Origin of the sequence: Vagococcus vulneris (genome assembly GCF_003950515.1) — a bacterium.
GTDB lineage: Bacteria > Bacillota > Bacilli > Lactobacillales > Vagococcaceae > Vagococcus > Vagococcus vulneris.
In genome coordinates this window covers 49,815-75,194 of the sequence record NZ_NGJS01000008.1, presented here as the reverse complement: position 1 = coordinate 75,194, position 25,380 = coordinate 49,815, and the positions used below count along the sequence as shown (strand labels likewise).

Sequence of the window (25,380 nt, the reverse complement as noted above, 5' to 3'; positions counted from 1 at the left end):
TTATCACTTCCTTTTAGAGTAATTGATTACCAGCTGCTTGATAAAGTTGGTACCACTCTTGTTTTGTTAGAGAAACCGTCGTTGATGCAGAAAATTCTTTAATCCGCTCCTCATTCATCGTACCAATCAATGTTTGAATATCGGAAGGATGTTTATTTATCCACGCAACTGCTATACCTGAAGCTGTTGACTGATATTTTTCCGCTAGTTCATTTAATACCTGATTTAATTCCGGAAATTTTTCATTATTTACAAAAACTCCTGCAAAAAATCCATACTGCATTGGGGACCATGCTTGAATTGTCATGTTGTGTATACGTGAATAATCTAAAACAAAACCATCTCGGTCAATTGCAGAATCAATATGATTATTCACATTTAAACCTGATTTGACGATATCTGCATGCATTAATCCATATTGTAATTGATTGAATTCAATTGGCTGATCACAATATTTTTTTAGCAAATCGATTTGATACGGGTTATGATTACTGACACCAAAATGTTTTACTTTTCCAGATTTATTAAGTTCAGAAAATGCCTCAGCTACCTCTTCCGGAATAACTAGTGCATCCGGACGATGTAAACCTAAACAATCCAGATAATCTACACCTAACCGCTGCAAACTACCTTCCACAGATGAAATAATATGTTTTTTTGAAAAATCGTAAAATCCTTTTCTGATACCGCATTTTGTTTGAATAATAACATCATTTCTAGAAATACTATTTTCTTGTAAGGCTCGGCCAAATATTTCTTCAGAGGCGCCATCCCCATAAATATCAGCATGATCAAAAAAATTAATTCCCTGATCTAAACAAAGACTCACAATCTTTGTAGCTTGAGACACCGATAGTTGATTCATTCGCATACAACCCAGGCCAATTTGTGAGACATTCAACTGACTATTTCCTAATTCTATTTGATTCATACTGAGTTCCTCCGTACTTATTATATTTGCTGATCAATCAATTCTAAATTCAAACGGTTGAAAAATATTCTGATATCTTTACGACATAAATCAAATCTCTTTTCATCTAAATGAGTAATTAATAGGCTGAAAGAGCGAGACATTTCATCATATAAAAAATTATTGTCCGCTGTTGGAAAAAAAGTTAAATACAATTGTCGAAAATTATTCATTATAACCTGACGCATCACGCGATTATCTAATTCACTTAAAAACGATTCTAAAAATACTTGAGATGCTAATTTCTTATCTTCTACCCGTCGTTCGTCATCAATTCTACGCAATAAATCATAATTCACTATTGAATCTAAATTAATCTTTTTTACTTCTAATTGAAACAGATAACTTGAAAATAACAACTCTAATAATTGTGTACGCTCTAAAAATTCTTTAGCTGAAATCTTAGTCTTACAAACCACGACACCTTTATTTGGCTCTTTATGTAAATAACCTTCCGTCACTAACTCATTAATAGCTTCCCTAACTGGTGTACGGCTAACGGATAATGTGTCTGAGATATCTTGTTCTACTAATTTAACATCATCACGCCAAACGCCAGATTCTACGTTTGATTTAATATAATCATATGCAATTTTTTGAATTCGTTTACTTTTCACCTTATACAACAACCCCATCTATCCCCTAATTTATTACTTCTAGACTTTTCAATTCTTCCAATGTCCCCGATAAATCTTCTGTTACAACTGTCACATGACCATAAAGTTTCTCAATTTCGCTTTCCTTTCTTTCATAAAAATGAAAATGCCAATTGGGCTTTTTATTAATCAAACTTGTTATTAATTGAAGGTTTCTGTTTGTTACGTTAAAAGTGACAGAAGGCAAATAATGCCAAATTTCGGGTAATTTCCAGTTGCATAATCCACGAATATGGACATCATACTCTGAAAAATTACACCCATCAATCGTATACAGACTTGAATCATGTGGTCTTGCTGATACTTCATTAACATAAAGATTGTCCTCTTCAGTTAGAAACAATTCAATCCCAACAACACCGCTAACATTTAATTCTGAAGCAACTGCTTTTGCAATTAAGTAAATCTGATTTTTTAAATCTTCCGTTACATCATCAGATTCAAAAAAAGCAACTACACTATTAAATTCACTATCACTATCTGAGATAGTTTCAACAATCGGAAACAGAGTATACTCTCCATTACGATTGAGACCGATTGACATAAATAATTCCCGTTTTATTGCCAAGATAGGTTCCACTATACAAGCGCCTTGCTGGATAAGAGGTACTGCTCGATCAATATCTGCTTCAGAAGAAATAACAATATTATTCTCTTCATACGGATTTCTTCTAGCACTCTTGACAACACATGGATAACCAAACTTGTTTATCGCTTGTTTAATATCTGAAATAACTATAACTAATTCGTAAGGTGCAATATTTACTAAATGCAAATCTAAAAATTCCCGCTCGAGAATCCGATCTTGCGTGACAGATAATCCCATCGTGCCTTGAGGGATATAAGCAATCTTTTCCAAGTAATCTAATGCTGTAGAATCAACCGACTCATATTCATATGTAATAACATCACACGCATTTGATAATTCTAACAGACCAATTTCATCATTAATTTCACTAATTATTTGCCTATCTACAATTGGTGATGCCGGACACTCTTTATCCGGATCAATAATTACAACCCTCAATCCCATCTGTTTAGCTGCAATAGCTAACATTCTGCTGATATGTTTGCCGCCGATTATACCAATTGTCGAACCCGGTAAAATTGTTTTCGACAAAATAACTCAACTACTTTCTTATCATCTTAATTTATATATTCATCTTATCAACCTCTAAGAACAGTGTAAAGTATTAATATACCAATTTAAACAATAAAAAAGCAGCTAGTCTATCAACTAACTGCTACCATTTTATCTTGATGCTGCCTGTTTTCTAATTAAAGCTACCTTCGGTGAAATTTCATTAAATATTATATTCAGCAAAATAGCCACAATACTTGTGATTACAATCCCGTTCCCAGTAAACATCTGGATAATTTCAGGAAATTGTTCAAATAAATTCGGCACACTATTAAATCCTAAACCCAACCCTATTGATAAAACCATAATTAACAGATTTTTTTCATCCTTCATATCCGTTGTTGATAACATTTTCAACCCTTGAACAGCAACCATCCCAAACATAACCAGCATACCACCGCCAAGAACTGATTCAGGTATAACCTGTGCAAACGCACCTATTTTAGGTAATAAACCCAAGACAATTAAAAGGAACGCTGAATAGTAGACCGGCCGTTTTGATTTAATACCTGATAGCTGAACTAAACCGACATTCTGTGAAAAACCGGTATAGGGAAAAGTATTAAACAAGCCACCTAAAATAACTGCAAGTCCCTCAGCTCGGTAACCTTTCTTTAATTCACTTTCTGTTATTTTCTTACCTGTTAAATCTCCTAAAGCAAAATAGACCCCAGTAGATTCAACTAAACTAATTAAAGAAATTATTGTCATCAACACGATTGATGACACATCAAAAGTTGGTTTCCCAAAATAAAAAAATTGCGGAAAATGAAACCATGAGGCATCTGAGACTGCACTAAATGATACATCGCCTAAGAAATACGCAACAATTGTTGCAATTAATAAGCCTAATAATACAGAAATTGATTTAAAAAAACCGCGTCCCCAAATTTGGATAATCACAATTAAAGCAACAGTTAACAAACCTAACATAATATTTTGGGGATTTCCAAAGCTTTTTGAACCTGTATCACCGCCCCCTAGTTTTGTAATCGAAATTGGAATAAGCGTAAGTCCGATTACCATAATAACTGATCCTGTAACAATCGTCGGTAAAAACCGTTTTATTTTCGAGAAGAAACCTGAAATTAAAACAATGATGACTCCTGCTGCAATGATTGAGCCGTACATTGCTCCGACACCATTTTTAGAACCAATTAGAATGAGCGGTGCTACAGCCTGTACGGCACATCCCAAAACAACCGGCAAACCGATTCCCGTATATTTGGTAACTGTCAGCTGCAGTAATGTGGCTACACCACACATAAAAATATCAATAGAAATTAAATACGTCATTTCTTTAGTTGAAAAACCTAATCCTTGTCCTATCAATAAAGGAACCGCAACTGCCCCCGCATACATAGCTAATAGATGTTGTAACCCCAATATTGCCGATTTACCATGACTTTCTTGCATATTATTCCTCCTCAGACACGAATTCGACTTTGTTATCTTTTAACGATTTTACCCTCGCTAACGAATCTACTCGATAGCCCTTATCCTCAATCAACTGTCTGCCATTTTGAAATGATTTTTCAATCACTATTCCAATGCCTGCAACATCTGATCCTGCTTGACGGCATAACTCTATTAAACCTAATGCAGCTTGGCCGTTTGCTAAAAAATCATCAATAACTAATACACAATCATCACTCGTTAAAAATTTTGTAGAAATCGATATGTCATTGGTAACCTGTTTTGTGAAAGAGTATACTGAAGCTGTTAATAATTCAGTATTCATCGTTAGACTTTTTTGCTTTCTTGCAAAGATAACAGGAACATTCAACGCTAAACCTGCGAAAACCGCAGGTGCTATGCCTGATGCTTCAATCGTAACAACTTTGGTAATACCCGCGTTTTGATATAGTTTCGCAAAACGTTTGCCGATTTTTTCCATTAACAATGCATCAATCTGATGGGTTAAAAAACTATCTACTTTCAATACATTTTCATCTAGAACTATACCTTTTTTCACAATCATTTCTTTTAACTCTTGCATTTCTTCCTCCTAAAAAAGAAAAAGAGTCGTTTTTTGCATAAGCAAAAAACGGCTCAATTGTCCGTATTTTACCTATAGTCTGATATTTGAGGTATCAGGTAGAAACGGTCAACCATATTATGACCATATATAAGTTTTATTTATATATCCATTATACACATTTACGAACTTTTTTAAAGTAAAATGACATTTTATTAATAAAAAAAGGATAATAATTTATTATCCTTAAGGTAAAACAGTTCAAACAAAAATAAAAACGAATTATTTTTTATCATCTGCTTGTTTATCATATTTAGTTAAATCATAGGTATTGATAATTCCATTTAATTTTTTATGATACTTACGATCTTCACGATTTTTAGCAGTCATATAAGCAGTAACTTTTCGATATGAGTCCTTTTCTGATCGTGTAAATTCCTTAAATGATTTTTTATCATTTTGCATTTTTTTCACATAATCTTCGACGCCCTCTTTTTTATTAGGGTATACTTTATAATCAATTTCTTTAAGTTTATGCTTTTTCTTTTTCTTATCAGTGGATACCGTATCAACTGTAATACTCTTTCCACGATAATTACCTTTTATCTGGTAGAAATTATTTCGTTGACTTAAGCTATTATAACCAGATTGACTTTTCATTACAGCATCTGCAATTAAAACTGACGGATACAAATCTTCTTTATTCGCAACATCTTGCACATCTTCTGCAATATCACTAATAAATTTTTCAGTATCCTTATCTTTTTTTACAGTTTCTTTAAGAGCTTTTTTGGAATCAAAGCGTGTTAATTCATATGTATCAATCAAACCATTTAATTTTTCGTGATACCTTGTATCTGTTGCATATCTGCCTGTTAAAAATTTAGTTGCTTCCGTATATTTTTTTGTTGAAGACTTCCAAGCTGGACGATAAAAATTTGAACCTCCATCTGGGCCACCCTTCAATAAAGTAGCATAATCTTGCAATGACTCTTTATAAGTAGGGTATTTTCTGAATTTAGCAGATATTGTAAACATACCGCCTTTACCATCATCTTCCAATGTCGCCATACTGACAGACTTTCCTTTAAACTCACCCTTAATTCCAAATAAATTATTATTTGGAGTTCTTGCAAGTGAGCTATTACCAGAGGCACTTTCCAGAATGGCCTGTGCAATCATTACTGACGCATATAAATCATTTTCTTGTCCTATTTGACGTGCATCTTCACCAATTTCTTCAACAAATTCTACTGTTGATTGAACTTTGGCAAAACTAATAGGTTGCTGAGCTTTTTTCTTCTCTTTTTTATCGTCTTCTTTTTCACTATTTTTTTCATCAGACGATTCACTTTCAGTTGGTACATCTTTTGGTCGGCTTGTGATTATATTAGGCTTGCTTTCAGACGGTTTATCCGTTTCTTTACTGGCTTCTGAGGATTCTGTATCTTTACTTGACGAGCCGCCTTGCTCAGTTTGGCTGCTAGCAGATGTGGTCTCTTCTTCACTATCAGAATTTTTTGAACTATTTTCACTTTTTTTATCGTTTTCTGAACTTTCAACCACTACATCAAATTTTTCTTTGGCTGGTGTAGCTCTCTCGCTTTTACTAAAGATGTGACTATTACTTTGAATATAATTTACTTCACTGTCCTCTGCATCTTTAGCTAAAACAACTTGGGACAGTGGAACCAAAGAAGAGATAGCTGTAGTACTGATAAAAAGTACAGCTACCGTCTTCATTACTTTATGTTTAACCATAATTGTTCTCACCCTTACTTATTATTGTAAACGGTCAACGTCTCCGATACTTTCTAATTTTCGTAGCAATTCGGCAAAAATAACTTCTGACTCAGCTTTTGCTCGAGAAAGTTTACGGTAATAATTTCTTGCTTCTTGACTAACCGCACTTAATTCTGTTTCAGCCTCAGACACTTTCCGTTTTGCTTCATAATTAGCTACTTCTACAATCTGACGTGCTCGAGCTTGTGCTTCCAGCATAACTTGAGCTATATCAGATTGATTCATTGAATCTGATTGTCTTAATTGTTGTTGAGCTAATCTTAATTCTGCTTTAACTTGATCTAACTCTGACTGTAATGATTGTGTATCTGGATCAATTTCACTTCTTAATAATTGTACTTCTGACTCTAGTTGTTGTGCACGTTCTCTCTCTTTATTCAATTCAGATAAACTTGTTTTCACTTGATGTTGTTGAGATTTCATTGCAGAAATTTCTTTTTCTAAATCATTAATCATTGCTTGATTAGCTTTTAATTCTGCAAGTTCCTTTTCTAATTTTTCTGTTTGATTCATTTGTTCTTCGTAATTTTCATTCATATTTGCAAGCTCCCGTTCCATATCAGCCACTGCTATTTTCTGACTTTCTGCTGTTGATAATTCACTTTGATATTTTTTAGTTAACTCAGTTTCTAAAACTTTCATTTCATCTATTTGATTGCCAAGTTCAGTAATCTGTCTAGTTAACTCCCCTTGAATGGCTTCTTTTTTCTCAATTAATTGATTTGATTCTTTTAATTGACTTGTCAGTTGTTCAATTTCAGTTACATACTGCTCATTTTTTTCAGATAAATCAGTTAGTTTATTTTGTATTTCTGCTGTTCCTACGACTTCTGTTGATCCATCAGTAGATAATTCCTCAATTTTTTCATTTAATTCTTTTTTGTCATTGTTTGCATCACTTAACGTCGCTTCTAATTGACTAATTGTTTGATCTCTATCTATTTTCTGCTTGTCTAATTCAATAACATGGTTTTCCAACGAAGTCTTCTCATCAGTTAAAGACTGAATCTGTTGTGATAACTGTTCAACTTTAGCCTGTTGAGATTGAAGATCAAACGTTAGTTTTTCAACCGCTTCTGTTTCTCCATTATCTTTTACATTAATTTGCTGAGTTAAATTATCTTTTTCCTCAGTCAATACGTTGATTTGATTTGTCAACTCTGCAATCGTTTGTTTCTTAGCTTCTATATTAGTTACATGGTCGGTAATCGTTTGATCTTTTTCAAGCAAACTATTTTCTAAATCACTAACTTTTTCGTTTAATTCTTTAATTGTTGCTGTTAAATTACTTTCCGCTTCACTTGATTCTGCTGCTTTTTGATTAGTTAATTCAGCAACACGACTTTCCAATTCCTGAATTGTCTGATCTTTTTCAAATTGTAATTTTTCAAGTAATGATATTTGTTCAACCTTTTCAGTCATCAAATCATCGTTATCGTTTAATGCCGAACGTAAATTATCATTTGCTTGATTAAATTCCTTTTGCTGACTTTCTTTGCTAGAAATTAAATTTTCAATCGTTTGATCTTTTTCCTCACAAAGCTGTTTGAATTTTTGAAGCTGTTCAATCGTTTCAGCATCAACGGTTGCCTCGTTAGAAACAGTTGTCAGTTGTGTTCTGAGTGATTCGTTTTCTTCTTCTAATTGAGCAACTGTTGCCTGCTGTTCAAGGTAATTTTTATTTGTTTCTTCAGTTGATTTTGCAAGTTCATTTCTACCAAGACGAAGTTCTTCGATTTCTCCTTGCAAGTCACTGACCATAGAGACTTGGTCCACCAAGCGTTTTTGTTTGGTTTCCATCTCACTGATTTGTTCTTTTAAGCGATTATTTTCTTCTCTTAATAAATCTGATTGACTGGTAAACAGTTGTGTCTCATCCAGTTCGTCATAACTTAATACATTATCACCATCTTGATAAAACGGATAAGAACTATCATAGTTAACTGTTTCATTTTGGTGATTTTCTGGGTCAAGTGATTCTTTAATTACCTCGAAATCAACTTCTTCCTGTAGAGTTGGAATTGAAGGTTTTTCTTCATCTTCATCTACGATTTCTTCATAATAATAGTAATAATACTCGTCATCTAAATCAGATAAAGGTGTTGATGAATTATTTGACGTTTGGCTTTGCGCGTCTTCGTCAACTTTATTTTCATCGTCGTCCTTCGATTTACCTCGTTTCAACCAATTATTAAACAATAATTCCACCTCTCAATTCCTTCTCATATTACAAAAATCTGTATAATTTAAGACAGATAGATACACAATAAAATTATAGCATAACGACTACAATATGCAACAATTTTTGAAATCACTTTCTACTGATCATGATACTGGCGATAGACATCTTGTTTTTTTATGTGCCGTATCTTTGCCACTTCTTTAATTGCCTCTTTTGATGTCAACGACTGTTCCGTAATCAATAAATCAACATGCTCCGGAAGCGATAGTGATAGTCCATATTCTTCCGTTTCATCTTGTATATTTTCTTCCGTAGATGCTTGAACGATAATACAACATTCTCCCTTAACACCAGCCTGACTAAAATGTATAATCAATTCAGCGATTGTTCCTCTCACATACTCTTCGTGAATTTTTGTCAGTTCACGGCAAACAGTGACTAAGCGGTTTTCTCCGAAAATTTCTTTCATTGTCTGTAATGTCTTTAATACTCGATATGGCGACTCATAAAATATCATAGTCGCATGCTGTTGATTTAATTCTAGCAATTCTTTCTTTTGCTGACTAGCTTTTCTAGCTAAAAAACCATAGAAAAGAAACGGCTGCGGTGTAATACCTGAGGCAATTAATGCGGTAATACCTGCACTAGCACCAGGTAAAGCGACAACTTTAATATTTGCTTCAATTGCTGCTAAAACTAATTCGTGACCGGGATCGCTGATAGAAGGCATCCCGGCATCGCTAACCTGAGCTATAGTCAGGCCATCTAACAACATACCTACCAACTCTGGAACACGCTCTTTAAAATTATGCTCATGCAAACTGATTTGTTTAACGGCAATATCAAAATGATTTAATAGTTTTTGTGTGTTCCGTGTATCTTCACTCGCTATTTTATCAACTTCTTTCAGACATGAGACCGCTCTGAAGGTCATGTCTTCCAAATTACCGATTGGTGTTGGTACTAAATACAATATACCAATTTCTGACTGATTATCTTTAAAACTTCGTTGTACTTGCATAGTTTTCTCCTTTAAAAAAACTGGCTGGAGTCTCCTCCGCCAGTTTTATTTTCCATAAATCATACTTGAACAAAATACACATTCTTCATGATTTTCACGACGTGATCCGTAAAAATCTTTACATACGTGAAATCCTTCTTCATAAAGTTTTTCTAAATTCAAACGAGATTTGGATAATTCCTGCTTGCCATCTTCTTGAAGTTCTGTCTTTTCGATTTTATCACGCAAATGCTGATTTTCTAATTCTAAATTTAAATTTTGTTCTAATAATACATCAACTACCTTTTTCATCTCACCTGTTTGAACTAACATGGTTTGTAATTTATTTTCAAATTCAACTAATTCCTCATACAACTTTATTTTATCCATGTTATTCACCCTTTTTATCAAGTTGTTTCTCATTTTCACTTAATTTCGTAATTTCTTCACTATCAAAATCCATTGGTGTTTCTTTATGAAATAACCTTACTTTAATTAGTTCACTCAAAATATTCAACCCGATAACTTTTCCTTTACCTTCTGGTGTCTCAACGACTTCGCCAAAATCAGGAAGTTCACGTCTCAAACGCTCGTACTCATCATTTTCATAATTCAAGCAACACATTAATCGGCCACAAACACCAGAAATTTTTGTCGGATTCAGTGATAAATTCTGTTCTTTAGCCATTTTGATTGATACCGGTACAAAATCTCCTAAAAAAGTACTACAACATAACGGTCTTCCGCATGGACCAATACCGCCAAGAAATTTAGCTTCATCTCTGACACCAATTTGTTTCAATTCAATTCTAGTTTTATAAGTTGCTGCCAAGTCTTTGACTAATTCTCGAAAATCGACACGACCATCAGCGGTAAAATTAAAAATCATTTTGCTACGATCATAAGAATAGTCTACCTGGACAAGTTTCATTTTTAACCCGTGTTCAGTAATCTTTTGCTTAGTGACAACAAAAGCAGCCGCTGCATCTTTTTTATTGTCAATCAGCTTGCTTAACTGCTTCGCCGTTGCTGTTTGTATAATCGGCTTCAATTCATCTGGCAGATCAGACAATGCCATCTCTTTAGAAGGTATAGCAACTTCTGCCATCTCTTTTATTTTTTGTGATTCAACAATCACTTTCTCTTTATATAAATACTCCTTGTTTTTTTCAGGGGAGTAATAATAAATTCTACCTGCTGGTTTAAAACGAACTCCGACTACCTCCACCATGATAATCCTCCTTAGCTATGCCATAATACGCCACACCAACTGTTCCGCAACATTTTGGAAACTAACATTAGCTTCTAATTTTCTTTTTGCCGATATTATCAATTCAATTGTTTCAACATGGGATATCTTATAATTGTTGTTTTTTTCCATATCTAATCGATAATGCGCTATCAATAAATCAAAAATCAGTTGTTGCTGGCTGCGTTCTTTCGCTGATTTAACTAAATGCTGCTGAACCGTAATAAAAGCTAATGGACTTCTTGACTTAATTTGGTTAAACCACTTTTGGACAGTTTCCCTAAAATCATTAAACCATTCATTTTCAAATAATTCAACAGCAGATATAACTGATGCGCATACTTCAGCTAATTCCCCAGCAACTGTCTGCGGAATATTTTTTTCTATCAATTGTTGAATCATCAAACTTTTTTTTACTGGTTTTAAATGAATCTGCTGGCATCGAGATTGAATGGTCGGCAAAATACGCTGACTGTTATTAGTTAAAAAAATGATAAACATATCTCCATCTGGTTCCTCAATAAACTTCAGCAGTGTATTTGCAGAGGTGACGGTCATTTTTTCAGCTTCCCGAATAATCAGAATACGTTTAGGACTCTCTAATCCACTTTTTGTCAACAACTGTTTCATCTGTCGAACTTGTTCTACTTTAATCGTCTGACCTTCTGGAATGATTGTCAAAACATCAGGATAATCTTGTTGAATAATTCGTCTACATGTCAAACACATTCCACATGGACTACCATCAGTTAATGGACTTTGACATAAGACCAGCTGTGCAAACCATAATGACGTTTCATATAATATATTATTATCTTCACCTTCAAAAATATAAGAATGATTTATTTTATGTTCTTGCGCTATTTTTAAAAAAAACGCAACCAATTGAGGCTGCGCTATTTTTATTTTATTTGTTAAATTTTCAGTCATTAAAAATGGAAAAACCCTTCTACAGGCATTACAAATACAGTGGCACCACCAACTTGTACTTGTACTGGATCTGTGGATTGCGTATCTAACGGAATATCCAAACTAAATGGTGAAGTCATATACTGTTCTCTTGATTGACATGTTTGTTCGATGATTGATAACGCCTCATCCACACGATCATCTTCAATCCCAACGATAAAAGTTGTGTTTCCAGATCTTAAAAAGCCACCAGTTGTCGATAATTTTGTCGCTCTTACATTGGCTTGATTAAATTCACTTGACAAACGGTTACTATCTTTATTTTGAACAATCGCTAATAATAACTTCATTTTGACACATCTCCTTAATTAAAATAAATCGGAAATTGATCCTTGATTAAATTGTAACACGCTAATGTAACAGTTTCTATATCTAATGATGCGTCAATCAGCTTCATTCTATCTGGAAAACGTTTTAAAAGTGATATATACGCCTCACGAACTTTTAAATGAAATTCAATGTTTTCTTGATCCAGGCGGTCAAGTTCACTGGCTTTTCGACCTGATTTAATTCTTGCTAAACCGAGTTCAATGGGAACATCTAAATACAACGTTAAATCAGGCATAACATTTTGAATAGCAAATTGATTAATCTGCCAGACAGCGTCAATCCCTAAATCACGCCCAGCACCTTGATAGGCCAAAGAACTATCAACAAAACGATCGCATAAAACAATTTTATTTTTTTTAATCGCAGGCAAAACTTTTTGAACTAAATGCTGCCTTCGCGCTGCAGCATAAAGCAAAGCCTCTGTCCGCTCGTCCATAGCCGTATTCTCAGGATTTAAAATAACTTCACGTATCTGCTCTGCTATCTCTATCCCTCCAGGTTCTCTTGTTAACATCAAAGGAACTTTACACGTTTCTTCAATTAGTATTTTCAATGCTTGAATTACCGTAGATTTTCCGGCCCCGTCCGGACCTTCTATTGTTATAAAAATGCCTTTGTCAGGTACCACTATAGTTCCGTCCTTCCCTCAACAGCTTTTAATAGTGTCACTTCGTCCGCATACTCAATATCACTGCCTACGGATAACCCATGTGCTAATCGTGTCACTTTAATGCCTGCAGGTTTGATTAAACGCGATAAATACATCGCTGTTGCTTCTCCGTCTGTTGTTGCATTCGTTGCTATAATAACCTCATTTATTTCACTATCATGGAGTCTTTTTATTAATGAAGCAATATTTAAATCATCCGGTCCTGTACCATCCATCGGTGATAAAACACCGTGAAGCACGTGATACAGACCGTGATACTCGCGCATTTTTTCCATAGACATTACATCTTTCGATTCCTCAACTACTAAAACAGTTGAACGATCACGATTAGGGTCACGGCAAATATCACATTTCTCTTCATCAGTTATGTTTCCACAAATATTGCAAAAATGTAAATCTCGTTTAACACTGATTAATGATTTTGCAAAGTCTGTAACATCTTCTTCACGCATATTGATTGTGTAAAATGCTAATCTTGTAGCCGTCTTCGCGCCAATCCCCGGCAATTTCATATAGCTTTCAATTAATTTTGCAATCGGTGCTGGATATTGCATTCATTCTACCTGCTTTCTAGATAACTTTTCCATCATATCACAATTAAAGGCCGCAGCGGAGTTATTAAAAAATCAACCCCCTACGACCTTCGACCTTTTTAACATGTTGTTTTAAAATCCAGGAATACTTTTAGCGTATTTACCCATCACGCGTTCCGTTTCACTATCAATTATCTCTAACACATCATTAGTCGCTGCTAACACTAAATCTTGAATCATTTCGACATCATCAGGATCGACTACTTCTGGTTTAATGACGATATCTTTAACACGTTTATCACCTGTCATTGTAACTTCCACCAAACCGTTGCCTGCTTGCCCTTTAAATTCTTTTAAATCAAAATCTGCTTTTGTAGTCTCCATTTCTTTTTGCATTTTTTGCATTTGTTTCATCATACCTTGCATATTTCCCATACCGCGCATCATTATTATCATTCTCCTATACTATTTTATTTATTTAATCATTGACAATATCAACTACATCACCAAACAGTTCTTTGGCCTCTGAAATAATCGGGGCTTCCTTTTCAGCCTCCTTCGGCTGCATCTGCTCTGAGTTATCACCCATTTGAGCAATAAATCCCTGTCGCAACGAACCCCATTGTTGTTTTGGAATACTGACAATTTTCGGACTATATTGTACCAAACGATGCAAGCCTTGTCGAATTTCTTCTTGTAATTCTGTATCAGCACTCGTTTTTTGACACAAAATATCATAATCAAAGGCTAATACTACCCCTTCTGAACTTGCTGCCACTGGTTCGCTGGCTTTAATTAAAGCTCTTTGTGTCACCGTCAACATATGAAGCAAATCTCCCCACACATTACGAACTTGTGCCAAATGATCTTTAGTCGCGGCTTCTAATACTTGGTAAACCTGCTCTTTTGGCACACGATACGAACTCTGCTTAGATTTTTTAGCTGAAGTGTTTTTTTGATGTGCGGCTTCCATTGGTACATTTAGGCTGCCATTTTTTTGAAGTTCCGCAAGCTGTTTTTCTAAGTCTGATACCTTTTGCTCTAAATAATTAATTTCCGGTAAATCCGGTGCTGTGTTTCCAACTGACAAGGGCTGCTGATTTTGTGTTGTCGTTAATTTCACTGTTAAAACTTCCAAGTAAATAGTCGGCTGATGGCTGAATTTCATCTCTTTTAATCCATCATTCAACTCATTTATCCAACTATATAAAGTCTCTGTTGATAATTTATGACTTAACTGTTTAAACCCATCCGTACAATAACCCATTTGTGTTTCAGCTAACGCTGGAGCTTGCTGGTAGACTAATAAATCTCGACAGTACATCAGTAAGTTTTCAATAATTCGCTGACTTTCTTTTCCTTCATCAATTAACTGATTTAGAATGGTTAATCCCTGCTCTGTTTCATGATGGAAACAAGCTGTTAAATAGTCATCCATCATTTCGCTGGTCAAACTGCCTGTTACCTCTAAAGCATCTTGAAGAGTAACTAATCCATCGCTGAAAGAAATGGCCTGATCTAAAATACTCAATGCGTCACGCATACCGCCCTCGGCTGCCCGAGCGATAACTTTAAGAGCCCCTTCTTCAAAATCAATTGATTTTGATATCAAGATATCTGACATATGTTTTTCAATATCTACTGTCCCGATTCGTTTAAAATCAAAACGCTGTGTCCGTGAGATAATTGTTGCTGGTATTTTATGAGGTTCAGTTGTCGCTAAAATAAAAATAACATGTTCAGGCGGTTCCTCAAGCGTCTTTAATAAAGCATTAAATGCTCCTGTTGACAGCATATGAACTTCATCAATAATATAAACTTTATACGGTACTTGTGTCGGAGCATATTTAACTTTATCTCTGATATCGCGAATTTCCTCTACACCATTATTACTGGCCGCATCGATTTCTAATACATCATTAATCGTTCCTTCAGTAATTCCGATACAGTTGGGGCAGTGGTTACACGGTTCGCCGTTAACATTATTAGGACAATTTATTGCCTTGGCAAAAATTTTAGCAGCACTTGTCTTTCCAGTTCCTCTGGGACCCGTAAAAAGATAGGCATGTGACACCTTATTTTGCGTTATCGCATTTTTTAATGTTTGGGTAATCATTTGCTGCCCCACCAAATCATCAAAGGTCTGCGAACGCCATTCTCTATACAATGCTTGATAGGCCACAATCATCTCTCCTTATTTTTACTCCTTAACATTATACAATATTCGTATCAACAATGATACTGAAGAATATCAAGCTGCGACTTTAGAATGATTGTTCAGAAATATCATCATATGATAAAATAAAGACAAGTTTTAACTACTTTGAAGGAGTGACTAGTATGGGATTAATTAAAGCAGCAACAAGCTCAATAGGCGGTGGTCTAGCAGATCAATGGCTAGAAGTTATCGAACCTGATAAATTAGATGAACAAACTGTTATGACAACAGGCTTTAAAGTCAGAAAAAATGATAAACGAGGGGCAAATAAGAAAGGAACTGCAGACGTCATCACGGACGGCTCAGTAATCCACGTCTACCCAAATACAATGATGTTGTTAGTCGACGGAGGTAAAATTATTGACTTTACCGCGGAAGAAGGCTACTACACAGTTGAAAGTCATTCCGCTCCTTCAATGTTTACCGGTAATTTAAAAGGAGCCATTCAAGAATCGTTTGACCGCTTTAAATTTGGAGGGGTTACACCACAGAAACAAAAAGTCTTCTACATCAATTTACAAGAGATTCGGGGAATAAAATTCGGCACCAGCACGCCGTTAAACTATTTTGATAATTTTTATAATGCCGAACTTTTTCTTAGAGCACATGGTAATTATTCTATTCAAATTATTGATCCGATTCTTTTTTATACAAATGTCGTTTCAAAAAGCAAAGATCAAATTGAAATAAAAGATATCAATGAACAGTTTTTAGCAGAATTTTTAACTGCTCTCCAAGCATCTATTAATCAATTGTCAATGATGGGGGAACGCATTTCTTACATCCCTGCAAAAAGTCTAGCTTTAAGTCAACAGATGTCAACTATGTTGGATGATGACTGGCGCCGTTTACGTGGTATGGAAATTGTCTCAGTAGCTATCTCTAGCATTTCTTATACAGATGATTCTCAAGATTTGATTAATATGAGAAATAAAGGCGCTATGCTGGGTGACCCTTCTATTCGTGAAGGCTTTGTTCAAGGTTCAATCGCTGAAGGGATGAAAGATGCTGGATCCAATGCTAACGGTAGTATGGCAGGCTTTATGGGAATGAATGCCGGTATGGGAGCTACTGGAAACTTCTTTAATCAAGCTTCACAAGCAAATCATGACCAGATGCAGCAACAGAAACAATCCACTGAAAAAACTAATACTTGGACCTGCCCTTCCGACGGGACGATTAATGAAGGTAAGTTTTGTTCAGAATGTGGCATGCCGAAACCTGCAGAAACAACAGTCCAAGGCAACGGCGGTCTTCAGGTTAGATGCAGTGCGTGTCGAACGGTAATCACTATTACTGATCAGCTGCCAAAGTTTTGTCCAGAATGCGGACAACCCTTCCAAGCTATACCGCTCTAATATTTAATTAGAATGAAAGGAGGCGGTAAAATGAGTGATGTTATTTCTCACAAATGTCCCAACTGTGACGGACCTTTGCTCTTTGATCCAGAAAAGCAGAGTTTTCATTGTGAATACTGCTTAAGTGTCTTCTCTGAAACAGACATAACAGCTGCTAAAACACAGGAACAACATGAAAATTTAGAAGAAGTAAAAGAACAGCAGTTTAATCTTTATCATTGTCCTAGTTGCGGCGGAGATGTGGTAACAGATGATACTACAGTTGCTACTTTCTGTTATTATTGCCACAATCCCGTAGTACTGACAGATCGAGTCTCGGGTGACTTTTTGCCAAATGCTATTTTGCCCTTTAAGATTTCCGAGGAATCTGCCCGAGAAAAATTTATTGAATGGACAAAACAAAAGAAATTTATTCCTAAAGATTTTTTCTCAGCAGATCAAATCAATAAGATATCTGGCGTTTATTTCCCTTATTGGAATATCGATGCTGAGCTAAATGGTTCTGTAACAGCCAAAGGAACGAAAATCGATATTTGGCGTGTTGGAGAAACCGAATATACTCGTACGCGACTATACGACATCAAACGAAACGGTAAATTATCTTTTAAAGCTCTATTAAAAAATGCCTTGTCAAAGAACACAAGACAAAAAATGATTGAATCTGTTCAACCCTTCCCTGTCGACGATGTTAAAGATTTCCACACACAATTCCTTTCTGGATTTCAAGCCGAAAAACGCGATATTGAATTTCAATCAATTCAGCATGATGTTGATGAAGAATTAACAAACTACTCAGAATCACTACTGCTCAATAATGTCACAGGGTATACTAGTGTTACTCCTAAACAGCGACAAGCAACAATATTAAGCCAATCCAATAAATACCTGCTCTTACCTCTCTGGGTTATTACTTATCAAGACGATAAAAAAAAGGAGCCCTATTACTATGCCATGAACGGTGCTACTGGGAAAGTTGGTGGTATTTTACCAATTAATAAAACCAAGTTATATAGTACCGCGATTCTTGCAGGCAGCGTAATCGGCGGGTTATTGATGGTAGGGGGGTATTTCCTATTTTAAATAAATATAGACCTATTATTTTAGCCTGGAGCTTGATTTTGATTTCATTCGTCTGTTTTTCTAAAATAGTCGAAGCAAAAGAACCTGTTTCTAACCAGCGACTATTCGACCAAGCCAATTTGCTTAATAATAATCAGAAACAACAAATTACAGAACAAATTAATTATACTAAGGAACAGACAAAGATGGATATCGTTGTTGTTACCACTGACGATACACAAGGCAAGAATTATATTGCGTATGCGGATGATTTTTACGATGAGGGCGGGTTCGGAACAAATAAAACCAAAGATGGAATGCTTTTGTTAATCGATATGCAAAGCCGCAATTACTATATCTCTACAACTGGTGAAATGACAGCGTTTCTATCTGATTCTAGAATTAAATCAATTATCAACAGCGCTAAAAATGACATGAAAAAAAGTGATTACACTGCTGCAATCACTAACATCCTTAATGATGTAAACAAATATGTAAAAAAAGGAATCCCTAAGGGTTATGAATATAACGCTGATACTGGAAAAGTCATTCGTGTTCCCTACCTATCACCTCTAAAAATTATTATTGCTTTAATTTTAGGGTCTGCAGTAGCTGTTTCTATCTATCTAGTTGTTTCAAGACGCTATCAACTTAAAGGAAGTGTCTATGACTATCCCTTTTACGATTTAGGTACTGTCACTCTAACCAGCCAACAAGATATTAAAACATCTGATTTAGTAACTACTCGCCATATTCCACAAAATAATAATTCTGGTGGCGGTTTTGGCGGCGGTTCTTCGACTCACGTCGGCTCTAGTGGTACAAGCCACGGCGGTGGCGGTGGTAGCTTTTAAAAATATTTTAATAATACATTTCTTATTGTAGACAAAGTATCAAAAAATGATACTTTGTCTTTTTGCTTAGTAAAATAAAGAAAATGAGTTAATTTTAATGTTGAAAAAATATGAGCAATTTAGTTTTTATTATCTAGAGTATTTAGCTTAAAGGTAACATTCAAAATTATTGAGGTTAAGATAACTTATTTATAATTTTCAGATTTAGCTATATAAGCTATTTTTTTGCTTTTCATTTTCAAACTTTCATCAAATTTACTCTAGAAGATACCGTAGGTCGATAATTTTGAGAAAATATTTTATGATATTTTAAAATTACATTAGTTGTGAATCCAAGATACCAGCTATCCATTATTCACTTGATCTTTAAAAATATTTTGACAATAAAATACAAAAAAACAAACTAATCACTCTTAATGAGCAATCAGTTTGTCTTCAATTTGAGACCATAGTTTGTAATTAACGATCTCAAAGGATATTCCTATTTATTCTTTTGAACTTTATTGATAATTATCTTAGTTACTTCCATTAAGATAATAGCTATTAATGCTAATCCTATTGTCGTAAAGACATGACCAGCATCAAAACCAACTGGAAGTGAAAAAATTGGTTTAAATTGAGGAATTAAGGTAATACAATATAATGCTGAACAAAAAGCGATAGCTCCAATAGCTGCTTTATTTGTAAATAATCCAGCACCTAATGCTGTTTGTGTATTTGAGCGGGCAGGTAAAGTTTGAAGCGTGCGGCTCCAAATTAAAGTAGAAAATGCCATTGCTACTCCCATTTCAGCTGATTCTTGCATACCCATCCATTGAGCAATAATAACTACAGTAGCAATTAAAATACCACGATAACAAACTGAACTTAATGTAGTACCTGTAAAAATTCCTTCTTTAGAATTACGTGGTGGGTACTTCATAATTGACGGTTCTGCTTTTTCCATCCCTAAAGCAATAGCTGGAATAGAATCATTCACTAAGTTAATAAATAATAGTTGCAACGCTGTAAATGGATTACTCCATCCCATAATCAGAGCAAAAATTATCGCAATAATCGCACCTAAATTACCAGAAAACAGATAGGCGATGGCTTTCTTTATATTATCGTAAACACTACGTCCAACACTGATTGCACTAACAATTGATGCAAAGTTATCATCCGTTAGCACCATTGCTGCCGCATCTTTGGCAACATCTGTCCCCGTTCCCATTGCAATACCAATATCAGCTTGTTTTAATGCAGGCGCATCATTGACACCATCACCCGTCATAGCTGAAATATTACCGTTATTTTGCCATGCACGGACAATCCGTATTTTATTTTCAGGAGACACACGTGCATATACAGAAACTTTTTCTAAAGACGTCATTAATTCTTCTTCTGATAAAGCATCTAACTCTGCTCCAGTCAATGCCATATCTCCATCGGAAAAAATGCCAATTTCACGAGCAATAGCCACAGCTGTAGTTTTGTGGTCACCAGTAATCATAACAGTTTTAATCCCCGCCGATTTGGCATCAGATACTGCTTCGACAACTTCAGCGCGAGGAGGATCAATCATTGCCAGTAAACCAGCAAATATCAAATCATTTTCATCATCAATAACTAATTCATTCTGCGACATCGGTTTGTATGCAAAAGCTAGTACACGCAAAGCACGATTTGAGAAAGCTTCATTTTGACGTTGTAAATCTTTAATAATATCATCAGTCATTGGTACAACTTCACCGTTAATTAAAGCTGATGTACAGCGATTAAAAACAATATCAGGGCCACCTTTTGTCATCATCAACAATTCACCGTCAATCGTATTCAATGTTGACATTAATTTACGATCAGAGTCAAATGGCAGCTCGCTGATTCGAGGCGATAGATTTTGTATCTCTCGGAAAGGCTGATTATTAGCATCACTAAAATCAATCAAGGCAATCTCTGTCGGATCACCGAGTTTAGCACCTTCCTCAGTTGTTTTAGCATCATTCGCTAAAACAGCTACCTCAATTAAGCGACGTTCATCAAACGACCAGCTTGTTGGATCGTCATTAAACGTCCCCGTCTGTTTATTGGGTAAATAGTAATCTAATACCGTCATTTTATTTTGAGTCAATGTTCCTGTTTTATCTGTACAAATAATACTTGTTGACCCTAATGTTTCCACGGCCGGCAATTTACGTATGATAGCATGACGTGAAGCCATTTTTTTCGTTCCGATGGATAAAACAATCGTCACAATAGACTGAAGTGCTTCAGGAATTGCAGCCACTGCTACTGCGACAGCAAACATAAACGCATTAACAATATCTGTAGTCATATCTCCAGAGTGATTCCCAGTAAATAAACGTACTAATTGAACACCTAAAATAATCAACGATAAGATTAAAATAGCAATACTTAGTTTTTTACTAAAAATGTCCAAACTCTTTTGCAACGGTGTTTTTTGTTCATCTGTATTTTCCAACAAACTTGCTACTTGACCAATCTGAGTGTGATTACCTGTTTCTGTAACAACAAATTGTCCACGTCCGTAAGTAACAATTGTCCCACTGAATACCATATTATGGCGATCACCTATTGGGACTTCCTCTTCAATATCAGACACTTTTTTTTCTACAGGAACAGACTCACCAGTCAGCATCCCTTCATCTATCTTTAATGATCCGGCATCGATTAGACGTCCATCGGCTGGAACATAATCGCCCGCTTCAAGAATAACAATATCACCAATGACTAATTCCTTCGCTGGAATACTTTGCTCCTTACCGTCTCGAACAATATTAGCGTCAGGAGCTGAAAGGTTTTTAAGCGCTTCAAGCGACCCTTCAGCTTTTTTAGTTTGAATCATGCTAACTACTGCATTTAACATTAATACAGCAAAGATGACAATAGATTCAATATAAGATCCCATAAACATTTGAACAATAGCTACCACAAGTAAGACAATTACCATCGCATCTTTAAACGTTTCAAGAAACAACTGAAAACTCGATTTCTTGGGTGCTTCTTTTAATTGATTGTACCCGTCTTTTTCTAATTTTTCTTTTGCTTGTTGTGATGTCAAACCAGAATCCGATGTACCTGTCTGTTTCATAACTTCTTCAAGAGAGTACTGATATATCTCTTTCTTCAATGTATATACCTCCTAATTTTTTTTGAACTTACCTTTCATTTTCCGGTACCAAAAAAAAAAGGAGACCGAAGACAAGTGATTTGCTTGTCTTAGGTCTCACCATTTCATATGATACCAGAAAACCGTCGCCGGTTAACTTACTGTTGATATCATAACAACTTGCCGTTGCCGGTTACTCCCCTAATTAAAAGGAATTATCATAGAGTCAGTATACCCAACTTTTTGAAACATAGCAATAAATTTACTCAAATCTATGAAAATTGCAATTAGAATTTATTAATAACTTCTTCAACATTTTTTATCATAACTGAAATTGTTCCATCTGAATTATTAATAAATTCAATCAGCTCTTTATCTTTAAACACATCTACTGGAACAACTAGTTCAATACCATTTGTTAATTTAAACTTTTGTTTGCTGTATTTTTTTTCATATTTTGGTACATTGCTCGGAATATCTTCTGAAAATCTAGTATTTTTAACTGTTTCCAAATACTCTTCTTTTGCAGTTGCATTATGCTCAAATACAGTATCTGCTATTTTTTGATTATCGATTTTCCCATCTTCTTCAATACTTTCAAATACTGCTTGTTGTGCTTGAGTAAGTGCAACGTATTCTTCTTCATTAAATTTCTCGGAAATATCTTTAACTGCTTTTTTGACAATTTTTAAATTCTCTGTAACTGTGGGAGCGGGATCAATTTGCAGCCATCTTTCAGTGAAAAAAAAACGTTTTTGACCTTCAAAACTATATTTTTTTTCAACTACCTTTGTCGTCAAATCAGCTAATTTAATAAGTAAACACTCTTCTAATCGCTGACTCGGAGATGGAAAAATTGTTTTATTTAAAATAATATTATTCTGCATTACGTCATCTAAATACGTTACGTGATGGGTAAAACTAGGTTTATAGTTGAATTTAACCATTCCAAAAAATCGATTATCCATTAAATCTTGCGCTTCAAAAAACAGCAAGTCACCACTCGGAGCATCTTCACTAATAGCCAAACTATCAAATAAGGATTGTGCAATGGAAGCAGTCGTCTCAATGAAATCTGTTTTCAAATTGATTAACTGCCCAGTCAATTCAGAACTATTGGCTAATACGCCTTGCTTAAATTCAGCTTTTTCCAACCGTTTCTGTACACTGTCCAAATAATTTTTCACTGCATATTCATTTAAATCAAGAACAGACTGTGAACAAATTAATGTTCCAGCGTCTCTATCTAAAATATGCAGTATTGCTTTTTTTATTTCCATTTAATTTTCTCTCCATAAAAAAAAGAAGGAACTACCTTCTTTTATTTTTTATCTTTTTTAGGTTGCGAAGAAGTTGCATTTTTTACCGTATCTTCATTTCGAATGTTATCACTTAAGTCTAAGATTAATTGACGCAGATCATCTTTTATTTGAGGATGCTTTAGTCCATATTCAATACTTGTTTTCATAAATCCAAACTTATCCCCAACATCATAACGAACGCCTTTATAGTTTTGGGCAAACACTCGCTGTGTTTTATTTAATGTATCAATTGCATCTGTCAACTGAATTTCATTTCCAGCACCAGGTTTTTGATTTTCTAAAATATCAAATATTTCTGGTGTCAATAAGTAGCGACCAATAATCGCCATATTGCTTGGTGCTTTATCCATATCAGGTTTTTCAACAAAATTAATCACATTAAATAAATCTGGTTCTACTTCTCGACCTGGATTAATGATGCCGTATTTATTCACATCTTCTTGAGGAACTTCCATAACTGCAATCGTTGATGCATGCGTTTTTTCATAATCATTAATCAATTGTTTTGTTAAAGGAACATCATCGTTCATTAAATCATCGCCTAACATCACGACAAACGGCTCATTGCCTATGAATGACTTCGCTTGCAATACGGCATGTCCTAAACCTAAAGGATGTGATTGACGAATAAAATGTAAGTTTAAACCAGTTGTTTCTTCAACTAGTTTTAATAAATCCGTTTTACCTTTTTCTTTTAAGTTCAATTCCAATTCTAAATTAGAATCAAAATGATCTTCAATCGGACGTTTTGCTTTACCTGTAACAATTAAAATATCTTCTATTCCTGAAGCACGTGCTTCTTCTACAATAAATTGAATGGTCGGTTTATCAACAATCGGCAGCATTTCTTTTGCCATTGCTTTTGTAGCAGGTAAAAATCGTGTTCCTAAACCGGCGGCCGGTATCACTGCCTTACGCACTTTTCTAGTCATTTGATACATCCTCCTCAAATTCTTGCTCTGATTTATAATCTCTTAACATAATATCATTAATTGCATTATCAACTGTTGCATAATTGTAAAGAACATTGTAAATGGTTTCTGTAATCGGCATATCAATTCCACGTTCTTGTGCTAATTCATAAGCTGCTTTAGTAGTATACACACCTTCAACAATCATCCCCATCTCATCAAGTACTTGTTCTAAATTGTGTCCTTGGCCTAACAGCGAGCCTGCTCTAAAATTTCTTGAATGGATACTCGAACACGTTACTGCTAAATCACCAACACCACTTAAACCGATAAAAGTTAGAGGATTAGCTCCCATTGCAACACCTAGACGGCTAATTTCTGCTAATCCACGAGTCATAATAGCTGCTCGCGCATTGTCACCATAACCTAATCCATGTAATGCACCAGAACCTAATGCAATAATATTTTTAAGCGCTGCTCCCATCTCGACACCAATCACATCTTGGTTTGTATAAATTCTAAAATAACTATTTGAGAAGAGCATTTGAACATATTCTGCACTCTGTAAATTAGTACAAGCTGCAGTGATTGTTGTGACATCGCCAACTGCCACTTCTTCAGCGTGACTTGGACCAGATAAAACCACGATATCTTTTCTCTTTTCTTTCGGAATTTCTTCAGCTAAAATATCTGAAATCCGCTTATGAGTCTCTTGTTCCAAGCCCTTGCTTGCATGAATAATAACTGGTTTGTTTCGACAAACCGTAACAAACTGCTTGGCTACGGAACGAATAGCTTTTGTTGGCACAACAAATAAGACAGCATCTGCCTCCGACACACATTCTTCAATGGATGGTACTGCCTTTAGCTCCGTTGGTAATAAAATTTTAGGCAAGTACCTTTTATTAGTATGTTTTGTATTAATTTCTTCAATCTGCTCTAAGTGATGACCCCAAATTTTGACATCATGTCCATTTTGAACCAGCACCATCGCTAATGCCGTTCCCCATGAACCAGCTCCTAAAACAGCAACTTTCTGTTTCATATATTTAACGCTCTCCTTAATCA

At 35.0% G+C, this 25,380-nt stretch carries 23 protein-coding genes and 1 riboswitch; of the genes, 3 read left to right on the top strand and 20 right to left on the bottom strand.

The features are described 5' to 3' along the window. Positions 1–13 precede the first annotated feature (13 nt). The 16 genes from CBF37_RS06865 to dnaX all read right to left on the bottom strand — a co-directional run bounded on the left by CBF37_RS06865 (position 14) and on the right by dnaX (position 15,663). Positions 14–931, bottom strand: a complete 918-nt coding sequence (locus CBF37_RS06865; RefSeq protein ID WP_125984019.1) for an aldo/keto reductase — start codon at positions 929–931, stop codon at positions 14–16. A 20-nt stretch (positions 932–951) separates the two neighbouring features. Continuing rightward, complete coding sequence (locus CBF37_RS06860; protein ID WP_165866659.1) at positions 952–1,587, bottom strand: GntR family transcriptional regulator; 636 nt, start codon at positions 1,585–1,587, stop codon at positions 952–954. Between the two features lie 25 nt (positions 1,588–1,612). After that, positions 1,613–2,746: a 5-(carboxyamino)imidazole ribonucleotide synthase gene (locus tag CBF37_RS06855; protein WP_125984017.1), complete on the bottom strand. Its 1,134-nt coding sequence runs from the start codon at positions 2,744–2,746 to the stop codon at positions 1,613–1,615. A gap of 132 nt (positions 2,747–2,878) precedes the next feature. Continuing rightward, the gene (locus tag CBF37_RS06850) at positions 2,879–4,183 is read right to left on the bottom strand and encodes a nucleobase:cation symporter-2 family protein (protein WP_125984016.1); all 1,305 of its coding nucleotides are present in this window, start codon (positions 4,181–4,183) and stop codon (positions 2,879–2,881) included. Position 4,184: 1 nt separating this feature from the next. Continuing rightward, positions 4,185–4,766: a xanthine phosphoribosyltransferase gene (locus CBF37_RS06845; RefSeq protein WP_125984015.1), complete on the bottom strand. Its 582-nt coding sequence runs from the start codon at positions 4,764–4,766 to the stop codon at positions 4,185–4,187. A gap of 55 nt (positions 4,767–4,821) precedes the next feature. Next, positions 4,822–4,919: riboswitch (purine riboswitch) on the bottom strand. A 108-nt stretch (positions 4,920–5,027) separates the two neighbouring features. Then, on the bottom strand, positions 5,028–6,506 hold the full coding sequence (locus tag CBF37_RS06840) for a glucosaminidase domain-containing protein (protein WP_165866658.1): 1,479 nt from the start codon (positions 6,504–6,506) through the stop codon (positions 5,028–5,030). 21 nt (positions 6,507–6,527) lie between these two features. Further along, complete coding sequence (locus tag CBF37_RS06835; protein ID WP_125984014.1) at positions 6,528–8,756, bottom strand: coiled-coil domain-containing protein; 2,229 nt, start codon at positions 8,754–8,756, stop codon at positions 6,528–6,530. A gap of 110 nt (positions 8,757–8,866) precedes the next feature. Next, positions 8,867–9,751, bottom strand: a complete 885-nt coding sequence (gene rsmI, locus CBF37_RS06830) for a 16S rRNA (cytidine(1402)-2'-O)-methyltransferase (protein WP_125984013.1) — start codon at positions 9,749–9,751, stop codon at positions 8,867–8,869. Between the two features lie 45 nt (positions 9,752–9,796). Then, entirely contained in the window at positions 9,797–10,120 is a 324-nt protein-coding gene (locus tag CBF37_RS06825) for an initiation control protein YabA (RefSeq protein WP_125984012.1), read from the bottom strand. A 1-nt stretch (position 10,121) separates the two neighbouring features. After that, positions 10,122–10,961: a PSP1 domain-containing protein gene (locus tag CBF37_RS06820; RefSeq protein ID WP_125984010.1), complete on the bottom strand. Its 840-nt coding sequence runs from the start codon at positions 10,959–10,961 to the stop codon at positions 10,122–10,124. Positions 10,962–10,976: 15 nt separating this feature from the next. Further along, positions 10,977–11,909: an AAA family ATPase gene (locus CBF37_RS06815; protein WP_125984008.1), complete on the bottom strand. Its 933-nt coding sequence runs from the start codon at positions 11,907–11,909 to the stop codon at positions 10,977–10,979. After that, on the bottom strand, positions 11,909–12,238 hold the full coding sequence (locus tag CBF37_RS06810) for a cyclic-di-AMP receptor (RefSeq protein WP_125984006.1): 330 nt from the start codon (positions 12,236–12,238) through the stop codon (positions 11,909–11,911). The genes CBF37_RS06815 and CBF37_RS06810 overlap by 1 nt, the downstream gene beginning before the upstream one ends. 14 nt (positions 12,239–12,252) lie before the next feature. Further along, on the bottom strand, positions 12,253–12,906 hold the full coding sequence (gene tmk, locus CBF37_RS06805) for a dTMP kinase (protein WP_125984004.1): 654 nt from the start codon (positions 12,904–12,906) through the stop codon (positions 12,253–12,255). Continuing rightward, complete coding sequence (gene recR / locus CBF37_RS06800; RefSeq protein WP_125984002.1) at positions 12,906–13,502, bottom strand: recombination mediator RecR; 597 nt, start codon at positions 13,500–13,502, stop codon at positions 12,906–12,908. Before recR ends, tmk begins: the two co-directional genes overlap by 1 nt. A 111-nt stretch (positions 13,503–13,613) precedes the next feature. Beyond that, entirely contained in the window at positions 13,614–13,928 is a 315-nt protein-coding gene (locus tag CBF37_RS06795; RefSeq protein WP_206168046.1) for a YbaB/EbfC family nucleoid-associated protein, read from the bottom strand. A 31-nt stretch (positions 13,929–13,959) separates the two neighbouring features. Beyond that, positions 13,960–15,663, bottom strand: coding sequence for a DNA polymerase III subunit gamma/tau (gene dnaX / locus CBF37_RS06790; RefSeq protein ID WP_125984001.1), 1,704 nt, complete (start codon positions 15,661–15,663; stop codon positions 13,960–13,962). A 158-nt stretch (positions 15,664–15,821) separates the two neighbouring features. Between dnaX and CBF37_RS06785 the strand changes: the two genes are divergently transcribed. Genes CBF37_RS06785 through CBF37_RS06775 form a run of 3 tightly spaced genes read left to right on the top strand, consistent with a single transcriptional unit; the run spans position 15,822 to position 18,970 of the window. Continuing rightward, on the top strand, positions 15,822–17,057 hold the full coding sequence (locus tag CBF37_RS06785; protein WP_125983999.1) for an SPFH domain-containing protein: 1,236 nt from the start codon (positions 15,822–15,824) through the stop codon (positions 17,055–17,057). Positions 17,058–17,087: 30 nt separating this feature from the next. Next, a complete protein-coding gene (locus tag CBF37_RS06780; protein WP_125983998.1) occupies positions 17,088–18,137 on the top strand; it encodes a CpXC domain-containing protein in 1,050 nt (349 codons plus the stop codon). A gap of 38 nt (positions 18,138–18,175) precedes the next feature. Further along, positions 18,176–18,970 carry a TPM domain-containing protein gene (locus CBF37_RS06775; protein WP_165866657.1) on the top strand — a complete coding sequence of 265 codons (795 nt, stop codon included), beginning with the start codon at positions 18,176–18,178 and terminating at the stop codon, positions 18,968–18,970. Positions 18,971–19,451: 481 nt separating this feature from the next. Here CBF37_RS06775 and CBF37_RS06770 read toward each other — a convergent pair whose 3' ends face one another. The 4 genes from CBF37_RS06770 to CBF37_RS06755 form a co-directional block, all read right to left on the bottom strand. Then, on the bottom strand, positions 19,452–22,100 hold the full coding sequence (locus CBF37_RS06770) for a cation-translocating P-type ATPase (RefSeq protein WP_125983994.1): 2,649 nt from the start codon (positions 22,098–22,100) through the stop codon (positions 19,452–19,454). A 266-nt stretch (positions 22,101–22,366) separates the two neighbouring features. Then, a complete protein-coding gene (locus tag CBF37_RS06765) occupies positions 22,367–23,359 on the bottom strand; it encodes a nucleoid-associated protein (protein WP_125983992.1) in 993 nt (330 codons plus the stop codon). A 41-nt stretch (positions 23,360–23,400) separates the two neighbouring features. Beyond that, entirely contained in the window at positions 23,401–24,333 is a 933-nt protein-coding gene (gene galU, locus CBF37_RS06760; protein WP_125983990.1) for a UTP--glucose-1-phosphate uridylyltransferase GalU, read from the bottom strand. Beyond that, on the bottom strand, positions 24,326–25,357 hold the full coding sequence (locus CBF37_RS06755; RefSeq protein ID WP_125983988.1) for an NAD(P)H-dependent glycerol-3-phosphate dehydrogenase: 1,032 nt from the start codon (positions 25,355–25,357) through the stop codon (positions 24,326–24,328). The genes galU and CBF37_RS06755 overlap by 8 nt, the downstream gene beginning before the upstream one ends. Positions 25,358–25,380 lie beyond the last annotated feature (23 nt).